The 20,851-nt window shown below is 64.2% G+C and carries 17 protein-coding genes and 1 pseudogene; 10 read left to right on the plus strand and 8 right to left on the minus strand.

All coding sequences use genetic code 11. The features are described from left to right. The first annotated feature begins 63 nt into the window (after positions 1-63). The 3 genes from HMPREF3115_RS15645 (at position 64) to HMPREF3115_RS15655 (ending at position 2,930) form a co-directional block, all read left to right on the plus strand. Positions 64-1,281, plus strand: coding sequence for a patatin-like phospholipase family protein (locus tag HMPREF3115_RS15645; protein ID WP_039222782.1), 1,218 nt, complete (start codon positions 64-66; stop codon positions 1,279-1,281). A gap of 59 nt (positions 1,282-1,340) precedes the next feature. Continuing rightward, complete coding sequence (locus tag HMPREF3115_RS15650) at positions 1,341-1,805, plus strand: hypothetical protein (protein WP_053298064.1); 465 nt, start codon at positions 1,341-1,343, stop codon at positions 1,803-1,805. A 690-nt stretch (positions 1,806-2,495) separates the two neighbouring features. After that, a complete protein-coding gene (locus HMPREF3115_RS15655; protein ID WP_070555041.1) occupies positions 2,496-2,930 on the plus strand; it encodes a hypothetical protein in 435 nt (144 codons plus the stop codon). Between the two features lie 314 nt (positions 2,931-3,244). On the opposite strand, the gene HMPREF3115_RS15660 is transcribed toward HMPREF3115_RS15655, so the two are convergent. Next, positions 3,245-4,168, minus strand: a complete 924-nt coding sequence (locus tag HMPREF3115_RS15660; RefSeq protein WP_035488061.1) for a LysR substrate-binding domain-containing protein — start codon at positions 4,166-4,168, stop codon at positions 3,245-3,247. A gap of 121 nt (positions 4,169-4,289) precedes the next feature. Between HMPREF3115_RS15660 and HMPREF3115_RS15665 the strand changes: the two genes are divergently transcribed. Beyond that, a complete protein-coding gene (locus tag HMPREF3115_RS15665; protein WP_070555042.1) occupies positions 4,290-5,375 on the plus strand; it encodes a tartrate dehydrogenase in 1,086 nt (361 codons plus the stop codon). Between the two features lie 548 nt (positions 5,376-5,923). On the opposite strand, the gene HMPREF3115_RS15670 is transcribed toward HMPREF3115_RS15665, so the two are convergent. From HMPREF3115_RS15670 to HMPREF3115_RS15685, 4 genes are all read right to left on the minus strand, one after another. Then, on the minus strand, positions 5,924-6,403 hold the full coding sequence (locus HMPREF3115_RS15670; protein ID WP_006397563.1) for a nuclear transport factor 2 family protein: 480 nt from the start codon (positions 6,401-6,403) through the stop codon (positions 5,924-5,926). Positions 6,404-6,456: 53 nt separating this feature from the next. Next, a complete protein-coding gene (locus tag HMPREF3115_RS15675) occupies positions 6,457-7,083 on the minus strand; it encodes a TetR/AcrR family transcriptional regulator (protein WP_006404637.1) in 627 nt (208 codons plus the stop codon). Between the two features lie 696 nt (positions 7,084-7,779). Continuing rightward, the gene (gene tdh, locus HMPREF3115_RS15680; RefSeq protein ID WP_070555043.1) at positions 7,780-8,808 is read right to left on the minus strand and encodes an L-threonine 3-dehydrogenase; all 1,029 of its coding nucleotides are present in this window, start codon (positions 8,806-8,808) and stop codon (positions 7,780-7,782) included. A 13-nt stretch (positions 8,809-8,821) separates the two neighbouring features. Continuing rightward, positions 8,822-10,021 carry a glycine C-acetyltransferase gene (locus HMPREF3115_RS15685; protein WP_065495828.1) on the minus strand — a complete coding sequence of 400 codons (1,200 nt, stop codon included), beginning with the start codon at positions 10,019-10,021 and terminating at the stop codon, positions 8,822-8,824. A gap of 167 nt (positions 10,022-10,188) precedes the next feature. Between HMPREF3115_RS15685 and HMPREF3115_RS15690 the strand changes: the two genes are divergently transcribed. The 3 genes from HMPREF3115_RS15690 (at position 10,189) to HMPREF3115_RS15700 (ending at position 12,410) form a co-directional block, all read left to right on the plus strand. After that, a complete protein-coding gene (locus HMPREF3115_RS15690) occupies positions 10,189-10,800 on the plus strand; it encodes a helix-turn-helix domain-containing protein (protein WP_006404642.1) in 612 nt (203 codons plus the stop codon). A 125-nt stretch (positions 10,801-10,925) separates the two neighbouring features. Further along, on the plus strand, positions 10,926-11,312 hold the full coding sequence (locus HMPREF3115_RS15695; protein WP_006404643.1) for a DUF2471 family protein: 387 nt from the start codon (positions 10,926-10,928) through the stop codon (positions 11,310-11,312). An 84-nt stretch (positions 11,313-11,396) separates the two neighbouring features. Continuing rightward, a complete protein-coding gene (locus HMPREF3115_RS15700) occupies positions 11,397-12,410 on the plus strand; it encodes a tyrosine-type recombinase/integrase (RefSeq protein ID WP_059940074.1) in 1,014 nt (337 codons plus the stop codon). A 139-nt stretch (positions 12,411-12,549) separates the two neighbouring features. Here the strand turns inward: HMPREF3115_RS15700 and HMPREF3115_RS15705 are convergent, their stop codons facing one another. Then, entirely contained in the window at positions 12,550-13,731 is a 1,182-nt protein-coding gene (locus tag HMPREF3115_RS15705; protein WP_070555045.1) for a DNA-binding protein, read from the minus strand. 1,822 nt (positions 13,732-15,553) lie between these two features. Between HMPREF3115_RS15705 and HMPREF3115_RS15710 the strand changes: the two genes are divergently transcribed. Continuing rightward, a complete protein-coding gene (locus tag HMPREF3115_RS15710; RefSeq protein ID WP_006397554.1) occupies positions 15,554-16,918 on the plus strand; it encodes a replication initiation protein in 1,365 nt (454 codons plus the stop codon). A gap of 78 nt (positions 16,919-16,996) precedes the next feature. Here HMPREF3115_RS15710 and HMPREF3115_RS15715 read toward each other — a convergent pair whose 3' ends face one another. Beyond that, positions 16,997-18,058 carry a ParB/RepB/Spo0J family partition protein gene (locus HMPREF3115_RS15715; protein WP_006411925.1) on the minus strand — a complete coding sequence of 354 codons (1,062 nt, stop codon included), beginning with the start codon at positions 18,056-18,058 and terminating at the stop codon, positions 16,997-16,999. 23 nt (positions 18,059-18,081) lie between these two features. Beyond that, positions 18,082-18,744 carry a ParA family partition ATPase gene (parA, locus tag HMPREF3115_RS15720; RefSeq protein ID WP_006397552.1) on the minus strand — a complete coding sequence of 221 codons (663 nt, stop codon included), beginning with the start codon at positions 18,742-18,744 and terminating at the stop codon, positions 18,082-18,084. A gap of 1,206 nt (positions 18,745-19,950) precedes the next feature. Here parA and arsC point away from each other — a divergent pair. Continuing rightward, a complete protein-coding gene (arsC, locus tag HMPREF3115_RS15725; protein ID WP_059940063.1) occupies positions 19,951-20,307 on the plus strand; it encodes an arsenate reductase (glutaredoxin) in 357 nt (118 codons plus the stop codon). 112 nt (positions 20,308-20,419) lie between these two features. Then, a pseudogene (locus tag HMPREF3115_RS33070) lies at positions 20,420-20,595 on the plus strand (NfeD family protein); the annotation flags it as partial. Positions 20,596-20,851: the final 256 nt, after the last annotated feature.

Raw genomic sequence — 20,851 nt, forward strand, 5'->3', positions numbered from 1 at the left:
GGCGTTCCCGAGCGCGGCGCTGACCGGTCAATCGTTCGTCGTCAGCCACGGCTGGTTCATGCAATGAAGCCGCACGCCCGCACCGAAAAGCAGGCGGTCGACGCGGCCGAACTGCAGCACGAAGCCGGCGCGCCGGCTGCCGCGCGCTCGCTGCCGTACGAGACGATCGCGCTCGTGCTGCAAGGCGGCGGCGCGCTCGGCGCGTATCAGGCCGGCGTATTCGAAGGCCTGCACGAGGCCGGCATTCCGCTCGACTGGATCGCGGGCATCTCGATCGGTGCGCTGAACACCGCGCTGATCGCCGGCAACGCGCCCGAGCATCGCGTGGAGCGGCTGCGCGAATTCTGGGAAACGATCTGCCAGCCCGCGTTCTTTCCGGCGATTCCCGCCGCATTCGAGTTCGCGCTGTTCAACAGCATCGACCAGATCCGCACGTTCTTCACCGCGACGCAGGCCGCGAGCGCGATGATGCAGGGACAGCAGGGCTTCTTCGTTCCGCGCTTTCCGCCGCCGCTGCCGGGCGTGTCCGATCATCCGCAGAAGATCAGCTGGTACGACACCTCGGCGCTGCGCGCGACGCTGCTGAAGCTCTGCGACTTCGACCGGATCAATTCGGGCGAGACGCGCGTGTCGGTCGGTGCGGTCAATGTCGGCACCGGCAACTTCGTCTACTTCGACAACTCGCGCATCCGTCTCCTGCCCGAGCACTTCATGGCGTCCGGCGCACTGCCGCCCGCGTTCCCGCCGGTCGAGATCGACGGCGAATACTACTGGGACGGCGGCGTCGTCTCGAATACGCCGCTGATGGAAGTGCTGCGCGCGCGCCCGCGACGCGACACGCTCGCGTTCCAGGTCGACCTCTGGAGCGCGCGCGGGCCGCTGCCGCGCACGATGGCCGACGTCGCCGAGCGCACGAAGGACGTGCAGTACTCGAGCCGCACGCGTTTCGTGACCGATACGCTGCAGCGCGAACAGCGCTATCGCAACGTGCTGCGCCACGTGCTCGATCAGGTGCCCGAGGAACGGCGCAAGACCGATCCGTGGTGCATCGAGGCCGAGGCGATGTCGAACGGCAAGAAGTACAACATCCAGCATCTGATCTATCAGCAAAAGGCGTACGAGCATCATTACAAGGACTATCAGTTCGGTCTGTCGACGATGCGCGACCACTGGTCCGCAGGGCTCGACGACATCCGCAAGACGCTCGCGGTGAAGGACGGCCTCGCGCTGCCCACCAACGATGCGGGCTTCGTCACGCACGACATTCACCGTCGACGGTAATGCGTGCATGCGGGCCGGCACGATCGGTGTGCCGGCCCGTTTTCCTTTCCGTTTTTGTCATGCCGATTTTCATTGCACTGTTCGCGCTCATTGCCGTCGGCTGGGGTGCGGTTCATACATTTCACGTGATCGCCGCGCAGTTCGGCCGGCCGATCGCAATCGCGGCGGCCGTGCTTGCCGCCGCGTTGCTGTTCGCGCTGATCGCGTGGTGGATCAAACGGCGCCGCGACGTCGCGCCGAATACGAAGGAGCAAGGCTGGACGCACACGATGCATCGCGCGTGGGGCGAACTGCGCGTGTCCGCGACGCAGGGCCTGCTGTGGCTGTCGCACGACGGCGCGGACGGCCGCTATACGCTGTCGCAACTCGACGGCTGCGAAGCGGAGCCGGTCGACGGCCGCTGGCATCTGGTCGTGCGCGTGCACGACGGCGCACGCAGCGAGTGGAAGCTGCCGATGATGGACAAGCGCGACGCGCAGCGCTGGGCGCGCGTGCTGACGCTCGCGAAAGACAACCGGCTTTGATGCGCGGGGTATGCGCGTGACATCGCGGCCGCGCTGCGCTGAATCGATGGTGAGCGGCACGTGGCCGTGCAGCTCACGTTCGGGCGAGAGTCGGCCGGTTCTCGACGCGCGGTTCGGACTTCCCGTAAAAGCTCACCTTTAGTGCGTGGTGTGGCAGCACGGCGCGCGGTGCGCCGAGTCGATAATCAGCCGCGCCTGCGTCTGCGTCTGCGAAAGAGAATCGACGCGCACGCGTGGCTTCGCCTGTACGGCCGACGTGTTCTGAACAGTCGTTCCCAATGGTGCCCAGCGGCACTGTATCGAGCAGCACGCGGCGCCGCGCAACTTTCACGATCACCGTTTCGTTGCTCAGCTTGAATCGCCGTATGCCGTCGAATCGATTCTCACGCTCCTTTGGTGCGAGACAGTCGCGCGATGCGAGACGACAGGATCGCGAATTACCGCTGTCGCGATTCGTCAGCACATCGGCAGGCTCGGCCGCCAGCCGTTGCCGATGCCGGCGTCCGTCGCGCGCGGAGCGCTGCGGCCGCCGACCGATGAACGGCCTTCGGCCAGCCGACCTCGCTCGATCCAGACCTGATCCGTTACGCCCGACCCGCCGCATGCGGCATTAAGGCGGCCCGCTCCCGGCAGCAATCGGCGCCATCATGCATGATGGCGATCGTGTCCACGCAGCCACGGAGTCATGTCATGCCGACGTTTCCGCATTTCCCCATTCGCGCGCTCACGACTGCCGCCTCGTTCGCGGCCGCCGTGGCGTGCAGCGCGCCCGCGTTTGCCCAGACGTCGAACGTGCCGACGAGCACGGTCGCCGCGACGCCTGACAACGCGATACTGCTGACCGTCTTTCTGAAGCACGACCAGTCGCGCCCGCTCGCCGAGCTGAACGCGCAGCTCGCGAAACAGGGGTTCTACAAGGCGTTTCCGCCTCCCGGCATCGACGTGGTCAGCTGGACCGTGACGATGGGCATCGGGCAGATCATCGTGTTGCGGCTGCCGGCGTCGCGGCTGCGCGAAGTGAACCGCGTGCTCGAGGATACGGCGTGGGGCGCATATCGCACCGAGTTCTACCCAACCTACGACTACAAGGCGATCGGTCTCGCGGAGCACGACCTCGCGAAATGATTCGGCGAGGCGGCCGCGGGTGCGTCAAGTGAAGAGGCAGGGAATCGAGAGTCGCAATGGCGGCGGCCGCTGTAAAGCGCCGGCTCAATGCGCGGCGTGGACTCCATGCCGGATACCGCGGCCTCACCGAAGCTCGCACAAGCGGGCCGCCGCTCGCTCGTGATCGGTCAAACCGGGCTGTCGACATTGATCTCTTGTATGACCGGCGTGAGCGGCACGCCCCCATGCCGCCCACGTTGCCGCGATGTTCGGCCGGTTTGCGACGCGCGATTCGGCCTCCCGTAAACGCTCACCTTTGGCCGCGTCGCGCGGCGTCAGGCCGCGCCGGCAACCGAGTCGGCGTTGAGTCCGGCCAGCGCCTGCGCGAGAAAATCGACGCACACGCGCACCTTCGCCGACGCGGCCACGCGTTCCGTATAGACCGCCCAGATGTTCGCCGGCTGCACAGCATCGGGCAGCACGCGGCACAGCGCGCCGCTGTCGATCAGCGGCCCGGCTTCCCAGATCGAGCGCAGCACGATGCCGCGTCCGGCCAGCGCCCATTGCACGGCCACTTCGCCGTGATTCGTCGACAACGCGCCGCCGACCTTCACGGTCACCGTATCGCCGCGCACGTTCAATCGCCATACGCCAAACGGATGATCGCGCTCCTTGATCGCGAGGCAGTCGTGCGACGCGAGATCCGCGAGCGTGCGTGGCATGCCGCGCCGCGCGAGATAGTCGGGCGACGCGCATAACACGCGGTAGTTCGCGGCGAGGCGGCGCGCGATCAGACGATCGGCGATCTCGTCGCCGATCCGCACGTCGAGGTCGTATCCCTCGGCCGCCACGTCGACGAGCCGGTCGAACAGATCGAGCCGCACGTTCAGCTGCGGATAGCGCGCGCTGAAGTCGAGCAGCGCCGGCGCGACGACGTGCCGGCCGAAACCGAAACTGCTCGAAATGCGCAGCGTGCCGCGCGGTACCGTGCGCGTCGTCGAGACGTCTTCGACGAGATGATCGACGTCGTCGAGGATCTTCTCGGCATGCGCGAACACGCGCTCGCCCGCTTCGGTCACCGTCACGCGACGCGTCGAACGATGCAGCAGGCGCGTGCCGAGCTGCGTCTCGAGCATCGCGATGCGCTTGCTCACGTATGCAGCCGACACCGCGAGCTGCTCGGCGGCCGCGCTGAAGCTGGCCAGTCGGACGACGAGGCTGAACACGCGCAGGTCTTCGAGGTTCGGCGATTTGTTCACGATCTGTGGAAAGTCGATTAACGTTTCGCACGATTTTAATCCGGATGGAAATAAATAGAATGACGAGACGTTGCCGCCACGCATGGTGCGGGCGGTCGTCCGATCGGCGAAGGAGCGTTGGATGAGCGACAGGATCTACAACATTGCCGTCATTCCCGGCGACGGCATCGGCCGTGAAGTGATGCCCGAAGGGTTGCGCGCGCTCGACGCGGTCAGCGCGCGGTTCGGCATCCGCTTTCAATTCACGCATATCGACTGGGCCAGCTGCGACTACTACGCGCAGCACGGCAAGATGATGCCGGACGACTGGAAGGCGCAGTTGTCCGGCATGGACGCGATCCTGTTCGGCGCGGTCGGCTGGCCGGCCACGGTGCCCGACCACGTATCACTGTGGGGCTCGCTGCTGAAATTCCGTCGCGAATTCGACCAGTACATCAATCTGCGGCCCGCGCGCCTGTTCGACGGCGTGCCGTCGCCGCTCGCCGGCCGTCGCGCGGGCGACATCGACTTCATGATCGTGCGCGAAAACACCGAAGGCGAATATTCGTCGGTCGGCGGCACGATGTTCGAAGGCACCGAGCGCGAAGTCGTGATGCAGCAGGCGATTTTCACGCGGCACGGCACCGAGCGCGTTTTGAAGTTCGCGTTCGAACTCGCGCAGCGGCGCGCGAAGCAGCTCACCGTCGCGACCAAGAGCAACGGCATCGCGATCAGCATGCCATGGTGGGACGCGCGCGCGGCCGAGATGGCCGAACGCTATCCGGACGTCGCGTGGGACAAGCAGCACATCGACATTCTGTCCGCGCGCTTTGTGCTGCAGCCGGATCGCTTCGACGTCGTCGTCGCGTCGAACCTGTTCGGCGACATCCTGTCCGATCTCGGCCCTGCGTGCACGGGCACGATCGGCATCGCACCGTCGGGCAACCTGAACCCCGATCGCACGTTCCCGTCGCTGTTCGAGCCCGTGCACGGATCGGCGCCCGACATCGCGGGGCAGTTCATCGCAAACCCGATCGCGATGATCTGGTCGGCCGCGATGATGCTCGACTTCCTCGGCAACGGAGCAGGCCGCGAACGCGACGCGCACGATGCGATCGTCGCGGCGATCGAGGACGTGCTGCGCAACGGGCCGCGTACGCGCGATCTTGGCGGCCACGCTGCCACGCAGGAAGTAGGCGAGGCGATCGCGGCGCGAATCGCGCGGTGATGCGGCGGCGGTGCGTGGCAGCGAGGTTCTGGTTTTGCGGCGCTTGTCGGTTCGATCGGCGAGCGGGCGAGCGCGGTCATGCGAAGGTGGGCGTCGATGGTTGCCGTGTTGAAAGCGCGAACGCTTCGGTGCGGTGCGGTGCGGTGCGGTGATGTATCGCACCGCTTACGGCACGCGGGGCCATTCGCGCCGAGTAATCGCATACGAAGGCCCATGCGATCGGTGAGATGCGATTCACATCGCGGCGCACCTTCGCTTTGCAGGCACGGTTCTTCGTCGAATCGCGATGACGAATGCGCGCGGTGAGAAGCAGAGGCTGCTTGTGCGCACCGGTCGATACCACGTCGATATCGTTGCTCGCAGTGGTATCGACGCTTCGCGCATCATGCGACCGTGCATCGTACCGTTCGAAGCATGCGCGTCGTGCGTCGCTCCACCTGCTCCCGAAAAATCTCACCGTCGACGCATCGGCTCCCGTATTTCCTCACCGTCAGGCACGCGTACGCGAATTCCTGCAGCCCGAGGAGCCGATGCACATGCGGCCCGCGTTACAGCCCGAGGTCCGACAGCCCCGGATGATCGTCCGGGCGTCGGCCGAGCGGCCAGCGGAACAGGCGATCCGCTTCGCGAATCGGCAAGTCGTTGATGCTCGCGTGACGGTGCGCCATCAGACCGTTCTCGTCGAACTCCCAGTTCTCGTTTCCGTACGAGCGGAACCAGTTGCCGGCATCGTCGTGCCATTCGTACGCGAAGCGCACCGCGATCCGGTTGCCGCCGAATGCCCACAGCTCCTTGATGAGCCGATAGTCGAGTTCGCGCGTCCACTTGCGTTGCAGCAGGCCGACGATCGCTTCGCGACCGGTCACGAACTCGGCACGATTGCGCCAGCGGCTTTGCGGCGTATAGGCGAGCGAGACGCGCTGCGGATCGCGCGTGTTCCACGCATCTTCGGCGGCACGGACCTTTTGACGCGCGGTTTCGAGCGTAAACGGCGGGACGGGGGGACGGACTTCGACGGAATCGGACATCGGACGCTCCTGTTCAACGTGATGGCCGCGTCGCGCGCGGCCGGGTTTCGCCTTTACGACGTCGACGACCGCAGCGCGGCATCGAGCAACAATTCCGCCGCGGCGCGCGCATCGCGGGCAGCGCCGGCGTCGCCGCTTACGAGCGCGACGCCGATCGCGCCGTCGATCAGCACGAGCCACTGACGCGCGAGCCGCGCCAGCGTGCGCCGCTCGATGCCGGCGACGTCCGCATAGGCGTCGAGCCGCTCGCGCACGAATGCGAGCAAGCGCGCCTTGTGCTCGCGTGCGACGACGCGCACCGGATCGTCGGCATCCGCGATCTCGCCTGACGTGTTCAGAAACGCGCAGCCGTGGAAACCAGGCTGCGCAAACCAGTCGCGCAGAACGTCGAACATGCCGAGCAGCTGCGCACGTGGCGACTTGCCGCGCGCGAGCGTCGCGTCGACGAACCAGCGCATCCAGCGCGCGTCGCGGCGTTCGAGCGCCGCCACGACCAGCGCTTCCTTCGATTCGAAATGCGAATAAAAGCTCTTTCGTGCGGCGCCGGAGCGCTTCACGATCGCATCGACACCGGTTGCATGGATGCCGCCTGAATAGATCAGCGCCTCGGCTGCGTCGAGCAGACGCTCGCGCACGCCGGAGTCGGCGGGTCCGGCGGACGGATCGATCTGTATGTTCATTACGCCAAGGTAGAACGATCGTTCTCCGTCGTCAAGCGGTTTGCGATGAGACCTTGGCGGCGAGAGGGGAAAGTCGGGCGGGGTGGGACGCGAGCGCGCGGGTAAGGGATACGTGTGGATGACGTTCGGTGAGCTGGGGTGACGTCGATTCGTTCACGCTGTTGCGTGGGCAGCAAGTGTGCATGTGTACGCCGCAGTCGGTGAGCGAAAGGGAAACGCGGTGCGGATGACGCTCGGTGAGCCGGAGCAGCGTCGATCGATTCACGCTGCTGTGTGCCCGTCCAGTGTGCAACTGTACGCGGCAGCCGGAGAACGAAAGGGAAAAGTGCGACGCGGCATCGGCGGCGATTCGCGTCATACGAATCACCGTCACGGTGCGCACTGGAAGAGCTGAAGGTGAAACCGCATGGCGATGGTCGATCACCGACGATGTCGCACGATCGGAATCGCGAGCTTCGGCGTTTCTCCGTGGCGAATACGACGGCGAGTGACAGTACGTCGATGCCCGCAATCTACGGCGCGAGGTAGCGGCTTCAACGTGTCGAAGCTACCAACCGGCCGAAGATCCAACGCGCACACCGGACTCCCGAATCTTCTCACCTTAAGCGCGAAATCGAGCGCGGGCCCACCTATCCGAACGGCGATGGATGCGAGCGACACGGAGCGATGCGCATATCGCTCCGTGTCGTCGGACGATCACGCGGTCCAGTCCAGAATCACCTTGCCGCTTTCACCGGACAGCATCGCGGCGAAGCCTTTCTCGTAATCGTCGGCGGCGAAGCGATGCGTGATGATCGGCGACAAATCGAGGCCGCTTTGCAGCATTGCGACCATCTTGTACCAGGTCTCGAACATCTCGCGGCCATAGATGCCCTTGATCTCGAGCCCCTTGAAGATCACCTGGTTCCAGTCGATCGCCGTCTGCGCGGGCGGAATGCCGAGCAGCGCGACCTTCCCGCCGTGGTTCATCGCCTCGAGCAGACTCGTGAAGGCACTCGGCACGCCCGACATCTCGAGGCCGACGTCGAAGCCTTCGGTCATCCGCAGATCGGCCATCACGTCGCGCAGCGACTCGCGTGCGACGTTGACGGCGCGCGTCGCGCCCATCTTGCGCGCGAGTTCGAGGCGATAGTCGTTGATATCGGTGATCACGACGTTGCGCGCGCCCACATGCTTGGCGATCGCGACGGCCATGATTCCGATCGGCCCCGCGCCGGTAATCAGCACATCCTCGCCGACGAGATTGAACGACAGCGCGGTATGCGTCGCGTTGCCGAACGGATCGAAGATCGATGCGAGATCGTCGGAGATCTCGGGCGGAATCTTGAACGCATTGAACGCCGGAATCGCCAGATACTCGGCGAACGCGCCTTCGCGGTTCACGCCGACGCCCACCGTATTGCGGCACAGGTGACGGCGCCCGGCGCGGCAGTTGCGACAGAAACCGCAGGTGATGTGGCCTTCGCCGGACACGCGATCGCCGATCGCGAAGCCGCGCCCCTCCTGACCCATTTCAACGATCTCGCCGACATATTCGTGGCCGACATGCATCGGCACCGGAATCGTCTTCTGCGCCCAGTCGTCCCACTTCCAGATATGGATATCGGTGCCGCAGATCGCGGTGCGCCGGATCCTGATCAGCACGTCGTTGTGACCGACTTCCGGGCGCTTCACGCGCGTAAGCGTGAGGCCGGGCGCACGTTCGAGCTTTGCCAGTGCTTTCATCGCCGCGCCTCCGTCAGACGATGCCGAGCGACTTGCCGACGCGCACGAACGCGGCGACGGCCTGGTCGATCTGGTCCGGCGTGTGTGCGGCGCTCATCTGCGTGCGGATGCGCGCGCGGCCGCGCGGCACCACGGGGAACGAAAAGCCGATCACGTAGACGCCTTCGGCGAGCAGCTTGTCGGCCATGTTCGACGCAAGCTGCGCATCGCCGAGCATGACCGGGATGATCGGATGCGCACCCGGCACGAGCGTGAAGCCGGCCTCGGTCATTTGCTCGCGGAAGCGCACACCGTTCTCGCGGACGCGTTCGCGCAGTTGCGCGCCTTCGTCGCTGCCGAGCAGTTCGAGCACTTTCAGCGATGCAGCGGCAATGCTCGGCGTCAGCGTATTCGAGAACAAGTACGGACGCGAGCGCTGGCGCAGCAGATCGACGATCTCGCGGCGTGCCGCGACGTAGCCGCCCGACGCACCGCCGAGCGCCTTGCCGAGCGTACCGGTGATGATGTCGACGCGCCCTTCGACGCCGCAATGCTCGGGCGTGCCGCGGCCGTGCGCGCCGATGAAGCCGACCGCATGCGAATCGTCGACCATCACGAGTGCGCCGTAGCGATCGGCGAGATCGCAGATGCCTTTCAGATCGGCGATGATGCCGTCCATCGAGAATACGCCGTCGGTCGCGATCAGCTTGTGGCGCGCGCCGGCCGCATCGGCTTCCTTCAGCTTCGCCTCGAGATCGGCCAGATCGTTGTTCCGGTAGCGGTAGCGCTTCGCCTTGCACAAACGGATGCCGTCGATGATGCTCGCGTGGTTGAGCTCGTCGCTGATCACCGCGTCGTTCTCGTCGAGCAGCGTCTCGAACAGCCCGCCGTTCGCGTCGAAGCAGCTCGAATAGAGAATGCTGTCCTCGGTGCCGAGAAACGCGGCGAGCGCACTTTCGAGCTGCTTGTGCACGGTTTGCGTACCGCAGATGAAGCGCACCGACGCCATGCCGAACCCGTCCTGGTCGAGCCCCGCCTTCGCCGCCGCGATCAGCCGCGGATCGTTCGCGAGACCGAGATAGTTGTTCGCGCAGAAATTCAGCACGCCGGCGCCGCCGGCGAGCCGCACGGCAGCGGCTTGAGGACTCGCGATCTCGCGCTCGGTCTTGTAAAAGCCGTCCGCGCGGATCTGGTCGAGTGTCCCGCGCACCTGGGCGAGAAAGGCATCACGCATCACAAAGCTCCTGACAGGGTTCGCAGCATGCAGCGCGCGCGAAACGGCTCGTGGCCGCCGCGCAACAGCCTGCTACTGTTATAGTCGGTCGTTCGGTTGACCGCATTTATCCGATATTTCGAACTCGAATTCGAAATACCGAACAACTCTAAGCGAACGGAATCCAAATGGCAAGTTCATCCGGATCGCGGCGCACGGCTGCCGGCGCCGCCCCGCAGCCGCCGGCCGCGACGCCGCCGCGCGTCGGCGAACAGATCCAGCGGCTGCGCAACGAACGCAAGCTCACGCTCGACGATCTGTCCCGGGCGGCCGGTGTCTCGAAATCGATGCTCTCCGAGATCGAGCGCGACAAGGCGAACCCGACGATCGCGGTCGCATGGCGGCTGACGAACGCGCTCGGCATCACGCTCGACGAGCTGTTCTCGCAGCCGAAAGCGCCCGAAACGATTCGCGTGGACGGACCGCACGACATCCCGACGCTCGCCGGCCATGACGGTCAATACCAGCTGCGCGTGTGGGGGCCGATCGATCTTGCCGGCAAATTCGAGTGGTACGAACTCACGCTGCCGGGCGGCGGCGCGCTCGTGTCGAATGCGCACGAACCCGGCACGCGCGAACACCTCACCGTGCTGCAAGGGACGATGGAGATCGAGGCCGGCGCCGCGAGCCGGCGCCTGAAGGCCGGCGACACCGGCCGCTATGCCGCCGACACGCCCCACGCGATTCGCAATCCGGGCAAGGCCGAAGCCCGCGCACTGCTGATCGTGATCCATCGCTGACGGCGCCGATAGTCGGCCGAGCGGCCAGTTGCGGAAATAACTGTATATTTGTACAGTATACGGACATTCCGCCATGCACTGGCCGAGCGGCGCCGCACGCCGCGCCGGCCCGACAGGAGCCTGCGATGACAGAAGAACAAGACCTGGCCGCGCTCAGCTTCAAGGCTGCCGCGCACGATCTCGAGCACATCGTCCGCCATATCGCGGCGCGCTATATCCGCCAACGCGTGCCGCTCACGTGGCGCCTGCTGCACGCCATCGAAGCCGAAGCGCTCGCCGATCTCGGCTTTGCGAGCCGCCACGACGCCGGCATGCGGCAGCTGTTCGAACGGCCGGCCGACATGACGTTTCCCGAAACCGACGATCCGATCGATTTCGGTCGGTCGAACGCGCTGCCCGCCGTCTTCTCGTTCGCGGTGCTCGCCTACGAGGCCGCCGCGCGCGCCGAGTCGGAGGCCGGCACGCGGCACGAACGCACCCCGAGCGCGCGTCAGCAGGCATGGGGCGATTGACGGCGCGCGCGACGCGCTCTGACGCGCCGCTACCCGAAATGTTGCGAACGCCCTACCATATACGCAACTAACGGAATAAATCACATGTCCCTTCCCACCCCGGCCGCGCCACCGGCGCGCGCAGAAGAAAAGGATCTGTTCGACCGCGGCGCATCCGACTGGATCGTTTCGCCCGAAGCCGCGTTCGATGCATGGCTGGCAATGCAGGACTACCGCCGCTCGTCGGCCGACGTCTATCGCGCGCAATGGGGCGCATTTCTCGCGTGGCTGCGCGCACGTCAGAAAAATCTCGCGACCGTCGATACCGCGTCGATCGCCGAGTTCGTCGGCGAACTGCCGATTCGCAAAACGCAGCGGCTGCGTTATCTGCGGCTCATCGAGCGTGTACTCGACCATATTCGCCGCACCGAATTCGCGTCGACGAATCCGGCGCGCTTCATCGCTCAGGATGGCGAAGCGGACTGGCGCAAGGCACGCGACAACGAGCCGACCAGCTTTCTGACGCCGGCCGAGCGCGCGGCGCTGCTCGCCTATCTGTTTTCGCCGATCGGCGTATCGGGTGCGGCCTATTGGAAAGAGCGCCGCGACCGTGCGCTGGTCGCCGCCTTTCTCGGCGCCGGCATCAAGACGGGCGAAGCACGCGTGCTCACGATTAGTTGCGTCGATACGAGCGGCACGTCGCTGCGGATTCCATCCACGCATCCGGACTTCGCACGCGACGCGCATCTCGCCTCGTTCGCGATCGCGTTATTCGATGCCTGGCTCGCGGAGCGCAGCCGGCAGCAGATTCCGGGCGATCTCGTGTTCCCGGCGTCGCACACCGGGCGACCCATGCACAAGGCGACGATGCTGCGCGCGATCGATGCGATCGTCGAATCGGCCGGGCTGACGTCGTCGCGCACGGCGCGCACAAGCCCGCAGACCTTGCGCAACACCTATGCTGCCGAGCTGTTCGAGCATGACGTGCCGCCGGAGCGGGTCGGCAAGTGGCTGGGGTTCGTGCAGCCGATTTCGGCGAACCGTCTGCACCGCGCGTGGAAAACCTGGCGAGCGGAGTTGGTCGAAGGTGACGCTGTCGACAGCGGCGAAACTCACTGATTCGCAGGCGGCCGCTCACGGAAGCGAACCGTGAGCGCGTTGCCTGGCGCGGCCTCACCTGTTTTTGGGTCCCGAAAATCCTCACCTCACGCTTCCCGAAAATTCTCACCTGTGCGGCGCAGTCGCGCCGCAGCCGACGTTACCGACGCGCAAAACGCGTGACGGCCTCGAGGCGCGACGGCCAGGATCCCGACGCGTGCTCGCATTCCGGGCATGACACTTCGAAACCGTCGCCGGTGTGCGACAGCTCGGGTTCGCCGTCGCAGTGCGGACACTGGCTCGGCACCGGCACATCGTGATCGAGCGCCGTGCCGATCGCGGCGAACGCATCGGCGTCCAGGTGTCCCGCATCCGCAAGCCGTCGAATCAGCGTCGCAATCTCGGGGCTCATCGTGCGATTCGCGCGCAATGCGTTCACGTCGCGCGTCGCGCGTTCGAGTTCGTCGCTCTGCGTGCGCAACTGCTCTTCGAGCCGGTCGGCGCGCGCCTTTGCCGCACTGAGCTGCTGAAGGAAATCGAATTCCTTGCGCTGCACGTCGCGCAAACCGCTCTGGTAGGTCGACGCCATGCTGCGCAACGAGTCCAGTTCGACGAGCATCGGCTTCACGCGCCGTTCGGCCTCGGCCACCGCATCCTTGATCTGCTGCGCGTAGTGTTCGGTGCGATGCTGAAGTTCGGCCTGCAGTTCGTCGATCCGATCGCGCAGCGTCGCGTTCAGCGTCTGCTCGGTATCGACGCGGCCGTGGGCAGCGGCCAGTTCCGTTTCCAGCCGCGCGACCGTCGCGCGCAACGTGGCCTCGTTCGCCGAACCGTGCGTCGTTTGCGATGCGAGCTGAACTTCGAGCTCGGTCACGCGCGCCTGCAACTGTTCATTGCGGGCTTCGCTACGCGCGAGCGCGGCTTCGAGCGTTTCCTGACGAACGGTCGCATCGCGCAACCGCTGTTCGGCCGCGGCCATCTCGGCGCGCACCTGTTGCCGATCGACGTCGAGACCGTCGCGAGCGGCTTTCAGCGCTTCTTCATAGAGCGCGCCGATCAGCGCGCCGGCCTTTTCCTCGACGCTTTTGGGGATCGCGGCCCCCTCGAGCCGCACTTTCGACGCGGAGCGGATACGCTCCCAGAAATGGTCGATGTCTTTCGGAATATCGCTGGCGCTGCCGGTTTGCGTAAGGTCGCGCACATTGGCCGCCGAGGGCCGGATCCCGAGATCGAAAAACAACCGCTTGCAGGCGTGCAGCGACAATTCCTGGCGACGCGCGCCTGCCGCGCGCATCGATTCCAGTTCTTCCCGAATGCTCTGACGCATTTCGTCGACGGTCATGAATCAGCTCACAGACGTTGAGATGTTGCGATCATAACGAAATACGTATCTCCTGATACCAATTTTCGCGATGCGTTGCGAATTCGCGTCGTTCGTGCCCGAAGTGCCTTCAGTGGCGCTTGCTGCGTAAGCCCGGCCTCCGATTTCGTGAAACAAAGCGAAGAAAGTGCAGTAAGCGTTTGTCGTGAAAAGGTTTTTTGCCTCACACGGAAAAAGTGCCATTGTTTCACATCGCGTGAATGTCCGGATGGGCGGTGTTCAGGGATCGACGTCTCTGTGGAAAACTCTGCGGGCGGAGGTGTTGAGAGTATTAGAAGTAAACACCTTTGAACCCTTAGTTAAAAACGTTAACGCCACGGCACAGCCTTACGTAGCAAGGCTCTCCGGCCGGCAAGGTGAAGTTTTACGGGAGACAAGGTGACCTTCTGCGGGAGCCGACGTGATGGGGTTCGGGGAGCAGCGTGAGCCGTTGCAGGAAAGGTCGTGAGCGGATTCGGGATCACAGTGAAAACCGGAAATACGCAAAGGTGAGGCTTTTCGGGGGCGCACAGCCGCGCGACCCGCACAGCAGCAGCATGCACAGTTTTCTGCCTGTGCAGACATAGGTGAGAATTTGCAGGAGATCCTTTGCGCCCCGTTTTTGCCCAACTTTTAGGCAATTTTCCCGAAAGGTGAGGTTTCACGGGACTTCGCGGCGTTCTGATGTGAGGATTTCCGGGAAACGAAGGCGGTTTTGTCGGCCAAAAGCGCTATTCGATGCCTGTGGCGCCGCAAAGGTGAGGGTTTTCGGGAGCGAAGCGGCGGGTTGTCTACCTCGATCGGCATAAGGTGAGCGTCTTCGGGATAGGTTTCACAGTGGGGCAAGCGCGCTAGAGGTGAGCTTTTTCGGGAGCAGAATCTGCACACAGATTGCGCACAGGTGAGGCTTTTCGGGAGCGATGGCCGGTCGATATCGCCGGAAAGCCCGCCTGGCGCGGGAAAAATCTCCGTTTTACTGTGACCTTTTCCCGCATAGGTGAGCCTTTTCGGGAGTGAATTTCGACTTTGACGGCTCTGTGTTCGCGTGAAAAGGTGAGGTTTTTCGGGGCGCGACCGTGCGACACAGTGGAATTCGCTGCCGCGCATAAGTATTGGACGCCATTGGGATTTTTGAAACCGCCGAGGTTACGGTGAGGTTTTTCGGGAGCTGTGTGGATGGCCTGCGCGACATCGCTTTCGGACGCAAAGGTGAGGCTTTTCGGGAATGGCATACCGTCGAGCGCCCATATGTCGGGCGTCGACCCGACTTCGATCGCTGTGATCCGGCGTCGCTAAGGTGAGCGTTTTCGGGACCCGTGCCGCAGTGAGCGCTGTACAATGCGCGTCCGCCGTCGAAACGCTGCCGGGTTGGGCACCGGGATGCGGCGTTGCACGGCCGTTCGTCGACGTCGCGCACTCGCGCAATCACGCTGTTGGACCGCTGCTGTATGGACATACAGCCTTGTATTGGCGGCTTGGCACCTGCAGTGCGAGCACCGCCGATAAGACGCCGCGGTCACCCCGTCGAACAGTCGCAAAATTACGACAATTCGAAAGGTGAGCTGATACGGGAGCCGATTGCGCACGTATTCTGCACAGGCAAAATTCTGTGAATCCGTGCATCCCGCGACATGTCTGGAATCGGCTGAAACGCAGTTGCCGCGGACCGGTGAGGGTTTACGGGAACGGTTGGGGTGAGTGCCGTTTCATCTGCGCGCTTCACCGGCTATGGTGAGCATGTCGTTCTGGACGCACATCACCACAGGCGCTATCCTTCCGGGAAACTTCTCCTCCGACCCGACGCATGGCCACGAAGCGCGCCAAGAAAACCGATGTGGATGTGGTGAGTGCCAGTTCAGCCGAATTGCGGAAGGCCGTCGAGGCAATCGCAATTCAGCCGAAGAGCGGCAAGATCACGCTCCTGACTCGCAAGCTGTTCAATGTCCTGCTCGCCGTCGCGCAGCAGGCCGACGACTCGGGCGATACGTATCGCGCGCTGTTGTCGGACATCGTCGCCAACTCCGCATTCGATTCGAACGACACCGCGCTGGTGAAGGAGCATCTGCGCCGGATGGTGTCGGTGCAGGTGGAATGGAGCACGGGCACGTCGAGCCAGAAGCCCGGCCGCAAATGGGGGATCTCCACGCTGATCGCCGACGCCGAAATTCTCGAAGATCCGGCTACACGGCGCGTGTGGGTCGAATTTTCGTTCGCGCCGAAGATCAAGAAGAAGCTGCTCGATCCGGTGCAGTATGCGCGCCTGAGCCTGCAGTTCCAGAGCCAGCTGCGCAGCAGTGCCGGCCTCGCGCTCTACGAGATCTGCGTGCGCTATCTGACGAACCCGAGTCACCTGACGATGCGCGAGCCGTGGGAATGGTGGCGGCCGATTCTGTCGGGCACGCCCGACACCGAAGCCGGCGACGAAGCGAAACGCGAGTACAAGTACTTCAAGCGCGACTATCTGCGCCCGGCGATCGCCGAGGTCAACGCGGTTACCAATATCTTCGTCGAGCTGATCGAGCATCGCGAAGGGCGGCGAGTGGCCGAGATCCAGTTCCGCGTGACCGAGCGCAAGCAACCGATGCTGGCGCTCGACGAGCATCCGAACGTCTTCGACAGCACGCTGGTGGACCGGATGGTGAAGCTTGGCATCCCGCTGAAGGAGGCGCAGACGCTCTATGCGGACAGCGAAGAGAATCGTATCCGCGCAGCGTTGCAGATGACCGAGCAGCGCATGCGCAGCACGACGCTGCCGCCGGTGCGCAGCGCCGCCGCGTTGTTCAAGGATGCGTTGAAGAAAGGCTATGCGCCGCCGGTCGATGCGGTCGACGCACTGCCGGCCGCGGCGCCGTCGGCGAAGGGTGCTGCGGCTCAGCCGGACGATCTGAAGGCGCGACTGCTCAGCGAATTCGCGGCGTTCCGCCGGAAGGAAGCGAAGGTGCTGTACGAGGAACAGGGCGAGCTGGAACGCGAAGTGGCGCGCGAGTCGTTCGAGGCCGAAGCGCTGCCGACGCTGGGCACGCATCTGCGGGACGACTGGCGCAAGCGCGGGCTCGAATCCAAGCTGGCCGAGACGGCCTTCTTCGACTGGCTGGCCCAGAAGACCTGGGGCGAGCCGACCGACGGCGATCTGCTCGCGTTTACGCTGAACCAGTCCAGGGCTGCGTAATGCGTTTGCAGCGCGTGAGCGCGCTGCGTGAAAGGGCAAGCGGCCCGGCTTCATCGCCGGGCCGTCTGTTTTTCTTGATCAGTCCGCCAATAGCATGCGCTCGAGTTGCTCGAGGATCGCATCGCGCTTGTCCTTCGGCAGGCCGCGCAGACGCAGTTCGATGCGATCGTCGCCGTACGACTTCAGATCGCCGACCGACTTCCCGCCGAGCTTGATTTCCAGCCGCTGAGCGTAGCGCTGGCGGCTCGCCGGCTTCGGCGCGTCCTGCGCCGCGACGCGGCCCTTCACGATGTCCGATACCTGACGCGTGCTGAGATCGTCCGACACGATCTTGTTGATCAGCCGCAGCGTCGCTTCCGTGCCGCGCGCAGCGTGATAGCGGCCGACCTGATATGCCATGTTCGAACCGAAGCGATCGGGCCGCGCAACCATCTCCTGCATCACTGCTTCCGGCAGCTTGCCGATCGACAGTGCAACGGCGACCGTCGATTCGTCGAGACCGAGGTGCTCGGCGAGCTCCTTCTGACTCTGGAAGTGCTTGTCGTCGAGGAAGCGACGCCACACGACTGCATTGTCGAAGACCGTTTGCGAATCGCGTTGAACGTTGAGATCGTAGCCGAGCTTGTAGCTCTGAATGCCGATCGGGACGTCGATCACGATCGCCTTCACCGAGTCCTTGTTCGCTTCCTTCAGCGCGCGCACGCGTCGGCCGCCGTCGCTCACGAAGTACGTGCCCGGGTTGTCGTAGTCCGGAATCACGTGGATCGCCTGCTGTTGCCCTTGCTTCGCGAGGTTCACCGCGAGCTCGGCAATCGACGACTTCAGATAGAAATGGCGAGGATTGAACGGGCTATGCTTGATCGCCTTCAGCGGCAGTTCGATCACCTGGCCGGGCGCGTAGCGGTTCTCGAGACGCCACGCACGATACTGCGGCGATTCGTCGGTCGACAGATCGATCGCGAGGTCCGGCACATGCGGCGCGGCGCTGTCTTTCTTCGCCGACTTCGCGGTTGCCGGCGCGGGGGCGTCGGACTTGACGATGCCATCGATCGCGTTCAGCCGGTCAAGCGCCGTGCGCTTCTCGCTCGTCGTGATATCCGGGCGCGCCTGGAATCCTTTTGCAAACTGGGAGGGTTTCATGCGACTCCTTTATGCGCATAAAGTCAGGGCAGCATCGCGACGATTTCGTCGGCACATGCGCGAATTTCCGCGGCCGCGAGCTTGGCGCCGCGATCGTTCATCTGCAGAACGGTCTGGCCGAGCGCCATGGCCTGCTTGTACGCTTCGCGGGTCGGGATTTGCGTCTTCAACAGCGGGAAGCCGAGTTCTTCGAGCGCGCGCTTCAGTTCGCGCGTCAGCATTCGCTTTTCCTCGGTCTTGTTCAGCAGGAATACCGCACGCAGGTCTTCGTTCATCACCTGCGCCTGCTGGATCAGCTTCACGAGGCCGACGCTCGACCAGTAATCGGCCGGCGACGACGACGTCGGAATCACGGCAATCGATGCCGCCAGCAGGACGACACCGGACACCTTCTCGGTGATCGACGGCGGACAGTCCACGACGATGATGTCGTAGTCGTTGATGAACTTCTTGATCTCGCGGTGGATCTGGCCGCCCGCTTCCGCGAGATTGACGACGGGGAAAGGAATGCCGTTGTCGCCGTCGCCCGATGCGCTGGACCAATGAACCAGTGTGTTTTGGCCGTCTGCATCGATGACGAGGACGCGTTTTCCTTTTTCATGAAATGCGGCACCGAGATGCATGGCGATCGTGCTTTTGCCGACACCGCCTTTTTGTTGAGTGACTGCAATGATTTCTGCGGCCAATTTTCACTCCTGTTTTTGATCGTTGGAATTCTACAGGACGATATTTATATTTCAATGAACTTGTCGCCGAAGCACGACGCGTTGGCCATGCGGACAAGCGATTTATGCGCATAAAGGCTGCGGCCGAGCGTGATAGGCGCATGGCCTGATCGAGGTCGCTCACGTGCGTCGCTCGAGCGTCGATCACGTGGCTCAAGTGATAGGCATGCAAGCGCAGTTGCGCAGGGTTCGATCTTGCATATCAGAGGCTCCTTGAGCGAACTGGGCCGGACTTTGTGCGCATAAACCGGTGAGCTCGGCTGCTCAGACTCGCGATGGTAGGGCACTGCATCGGCAGGCCGCGGTGTTGCTAAGCGACTGCTCTGGTAAGTCAGCGCTCTGGTAGGTCACTGCTCCGGTAGGTCACTGCTCCGGTAGGTCGCTGCTCCGGTAGGTCGCTGCTCCGGTAAGTCGCTGCGTCGGTAAGTCCCTGCGCTTGTAGGCGGGCGGCCGTTGCTTTGCGCGCGCTCGCATGTTCCCCGTCCTGATTGCTTCGCCCCGGCGGCCGGAGCATTACAGGGCAGCCGTCGACATGTCGGCGTGAGGCGGTTTGTGCGCATAAAGTCGTCGGGATGCCCCAGGGAAAGGCCATCGATTAATGACGGAGTCGCTCCTGGAGCCAATGCGGGCCGGGCCGTTGCATCGTCTGCCGGCGGATAGAGCTACTGCGCCGCCGGCCGGCCGGTCCCGGTTGCGACTGTCGCGAATCTGTACGCAGTGGAAACGCGTGGTACCCAGCGTCGGTCTGGCGGGGACCGTTGTTGTGACCGCGCTCTCATCGGCGGGCTCTTTATGCGCATAAAGTCCCTGCCCTACTATTCAAACGATGCGTGCCTCCGAAGTCTTGAGCGTGGGCTGATCCAGCTGCGTTCGCCTCGGTCCTGCGGTGGCTTTTATGCGCATAAATCCGGCGAGCCGCCATGGGAAGGATGAGTCCACGGATCTGCCCAAGGCCGGCCGCGTCTGCACGGCGGTCCACCGCGCTCCCATCTTTCTGCGATGCCTTTATGCGCATAAAGCCCTCCCGATTTCACCACTGGCCGCTCCCTGCTTCGGGTCCGCCGCGCATCAAAAGCGAACATCGCCACATCGCCCCTTTCCCCTGCCCTCAAAACCCGCACCGTCGGACTCGCTACAATACTGGCCTCCACCATCCACGCTGAAACGATGATCACGATCTATCACAACCCCCGATGCTCGAAGTCCCGCGAGACGCTCGCGTTGATCGAGACGTTGAACACGACCGGTGCGCCGGTGAACGTCGTCGAGTATCTGAAGACGCCGCCGACGGTTGAGGAACTGGAGATGCTGCATCGTCAACTTGGTCGCCCGGTGCGCGACATGCTTCGCGACGGCGAGGAGCCGTACAAGACATTGGATCTCGGTCGCGCCGAACTGACCGACGCGGAAGCGTATGCGGCCATTGCGGCGCATCCGATCCTGCTGCAGCGTCCGATCGTCGTCTACCGCGGCAAGGCCGCCATCGGTCGTCCGCCGGAAGCCGTGCGCGCGCTTTTCGAATAATTCTTCGTCGATTTATTTTTCTTTTTTTGGCCAGCGCCGGTTTACCTTCACCAGAATCGCAGGCAGCGGCACAGCGCAGGAACGCCGTGCCGGTCCACGATAACGATCCGGTGCGCTCGGCTTTGTCGCCGGCGGCGGACCGCTGCGGCTCGCACGCTTCCCGCCGCACGTGCAGATCGGCGCGGCCGCCGCGATCGCGCTGCGTCGCTCGGGTGCCCGGCGCTCGGGCTGAAGCACAAGCGCGATACGTCGACGAATCCCGACGTCAACCTCGATATCGGCGCGAGCGAAAAGTGCCACGAGGAAAACGCAAAGCGGCGAGCGCCGTTCGTGAACGGGTGCGGCGCCTTCGCGGCGAGCATCACAGAGCCAAGCGGGCGTCGCGTCTGACGCCAAGCCCGCACCCGTCACCGCGCCCCGGCCGACGACTTGCGGGGCGCAGCGATTTCCACGTCTCTCGTCCGACGCTCTGCGGTGTCCGACCGCCGGCACCGCACCAGCGCCAGCGCCAGCGCCAGCACCCCAGCACCCCAGCACCCCAGCA

The organism is Burkholderia sp. HMSC10F09 (assembly GCF_001806955.1).
Classification (GTDB): Bacteria; Pseudomonadota; Gammaproteobacteria; order Burkholderiales; family Burkholderiaceae; genus Burkholderia; species Burkholderia multivorans.

Excerpts from the sequence above, each read along its gene's own strand:
- HMPREF3115_RS15650 (WP_053298064.1), top strand. The coding sequence starts at position 1,341 with ATGCCGATTTTCATTGCACTGTTCGCGCTCATTGCCGTCGGCTGGGGT.
- HMPREF3115_RS15695 (WP_006404643.1), top strand. The coding sequence starts at position 10,926 with ATGACAGAAGAACAAGACCTGGCCGCGCTCAGCTTCAAGGCTGCCGCG.
- HMPREF3115_RS15700 (WP_059940074.1), top strand. The coding sequence starts at position 11,397 with ATGTCCCTTCCCACCCCGGCCGCGCCACCGGCGCGCGCAGAAGAAAAG.
- HMPREF3115_RS15685 (WP_065495828.1), bottom strand. The coding sequence starts at position 10,021 with ATGCGTGATGCCTTTCTCGCCCAGGTGCGCGGGACACTCGACCAGATC.
- HMPREF3115_RS15665 (WP_070555042.1), top strand. The coding sequence starts at position 4,290 with ATGAGCGACAGGATCTACAACATTGCCGTCATTCCCGGCGACGGCATC.
- HMPREF3115_RS15690 (WP_006404642.1), top strand. The coding sequence starts at position 10,189 with ATGGCAAGTTCATCCGGATCGCGGCGCACGGCTGCCGGCGCCGCCCCG.
- HMPREF3115_RS15655 (WP_070555041.1), top strand. The coding sequence starts at position 2,496 with ATGCCGACGTTTCCGCATTTCCCCATTCGCGCGCTCACGACTGCCGCC.
- arsC (WP_059940063.1), top strand. The coding sequence starts at position 19,951 with ATGATCACGATCTATCACAACCCCCGATGCTCGAAGTCCCGCGAGACG.
- HMPREF3115_RS15710 (WP_006397554.1), top strand. The coding sequence starts at position 15,554 with ATGGCCACGAAGCGCGCCAAGAAAACCGATGTGGATGTGGTGAGTGCC.
- HMPREF3115_RS15715 (WP_006411925.1), bottom strand. The coding sequence starts at position 18,058 with ATGAAACCCTCCCAGTTTGCAAAAGGATTCCAGGCGCGCCCGGATATC.
- tdh (WP_070555043.1), bottom strand. The coding sequence starts at position 8,808 with ATGAAAGCACTGGCAAAGCTCGAACGTGCGCCCGGCCTCACGCTTACG.
- HMPREF3115_RS15705 (WP_070555045.1), bottom strand. The coding sequence starts at position 13,731 with ATGACCGTCGACGAAATGCGTCAGAGCATTCGGGAAGAACTGGAATCG.
- HMPREF3115_RS15645 (WP_039222782.1), top strand. The coding sequence starts at position 64 with ATGAAGCCGCACGCCCGCACCGAAAAGCAGGCGGTCGACGCGGCCGAA.
- HMPREF3115_RS15675 (WP_006404637.1), bottom strand. The coding sequence starts at position 7,083 with ATGAACATACAGATCGATCCGTCCGCCGGACCCGCCGACTCCGGCGTG.
- HMPREF3115_RS15670 (WP_006397563.1), bottom strand. The coding sequence starts at position 6,403 with ATGTCCGATTCCGTCGAAGTCCGTCCCCCCGTCCCGCCGTTTACGCTC.